The sequence below is a fragment of the Arthrobacter sp. 9V genome (genome assembly GCF_902506065.1).
In the GTDB taxonomy this organism is placed as follows: Bacteria; Actinomycetota; Actinomycetes; order Actinomycetales; family Micrococcaceae; genus Arthrobacter.
Window position 1 is genome coordinate 1 of record NZ_LR733052.1, and the last position, 1,229, is coordinate 1,229.

General features: G+C 62.7%; 2 protein-coding genes. One reads left to right on the plus strand and one right to left on the minus strand.

Annotated elements, in window-relative coordinates:
* Positions 1-104, minus strand: a 104-nt coding sequence (locus tag BACI9J_RS24010; protein WP_159736806.1) for an Hsp70 family protein, incomplete at its 3' end; no start/stop codon positions are given.
* Positions 105-369: 265 nt separating this feature from the next.
* Here BACI9J_RS24010 and BACI9J_RS24015 point away from each other — a divergent pair.
* The coding region (locus BACI9J_RS24015) for a hypothetical protein (protein WP_159736807.1) at positions 370-1,229 on the plus strand (860 nt) is incomplete at its 3' end.

A 1,229-nucleotide genomic window follows, 5' to 3' on the forward strand; every position in this document is an offset into this window, starting at 1 on the left:
GTGCGCATGCCCTCGGCATTGGCGATGACGGTGGGCTCGCCACCTTCGAGAACGGAGACGACGGAGTTGGTGGTTCCGAGGTCGATGCCTACTGCACGTCCCATGTGTTGCTCCTCTTGCTTGGGGGTAAGTCGTTGGACTTGCGTCCGATGGACTCAACCCTACTCCTGAGTCACCTGGAGTCAACTTCAGGGAGCACAGACCTGCGCCAATCCCACTCAACTCCCAGCCGGGACGCCCGCGAGGTAGCACGTTCGTATGTTGGTATTTCACGTGATATTCTGAATACACATGCGCCGTTGGAGTCTGTCCACGGGCGTGCCCCTTCCCGCACAGCCGCCGTCGCGCGGCCTGTCCTGAAAGATGCACATGTCTCACAAGAAGAGGGCATCGACTGCCCTCAAGTCCATGGGTGCGGCCGGGCTGGCCGCTGCCACCATCGTGTCCGGCCTGTCATTCGGTGCAGCAACGGCGATCGCTTCGCCCGAGCCCCGGTCGATCTCGACCCAGGCCACCGCCTCCGGCAAGTTCGTGATGAAGTCCAGATCTAACTCGACCTGGTGGGCTGTCGGATCCAATCTCAGCGCCACAGCCCATTCATCGCTCGCCGCCGCGAAAGCGGCTGCTGCGACTGCAACATTCACTACGGGTACTGGCGAGCTCAAGATCGGATCCTCGTGCATTGTCCCGGCACCGTCGGGCTTCACCCACGACTACACCGTTGGATCTTGCGGCAACGCGGTGCAGATCAACCTCAGTGGCGGCACCCTCTGGGAGGGTTCTTCCCGGATCGGTATCTGGCCGTACTCGAATGAGCCAGCATGGCTTGGGAAAGGCCAGACAGGTTACGAACTCGCGACGTACGATGAGATTTTCCCGAGCACCCGAGCCATGACCGCGCAGGTGACGAAGGTGAACAACATCGCGAGGACCGCTGAGGTGTCGGGTACGGCAACGCAGAACGGCACGGTGACGATCGGCAACAAGACCGTCGACGTCAACTCGAGCGGCAACTGGTCGATGACCGTCGAAGGGCTCTCAGTCGGGGCGAACTCCCTCACCGCGACGCAGCGCTTCAACAACGCGCGGGTCGACGAGAAGACTGTCACCGCGACGATCGTCGAGGGCGGCACGCTCGTCGGTGTCGACCAGGGCCCGATCGAGCTCGAGCGCGGCGAGAGCACCCCGGTGCCGTTCGTGGTCGAGAACCGCGAGGCGCGCACGAACAC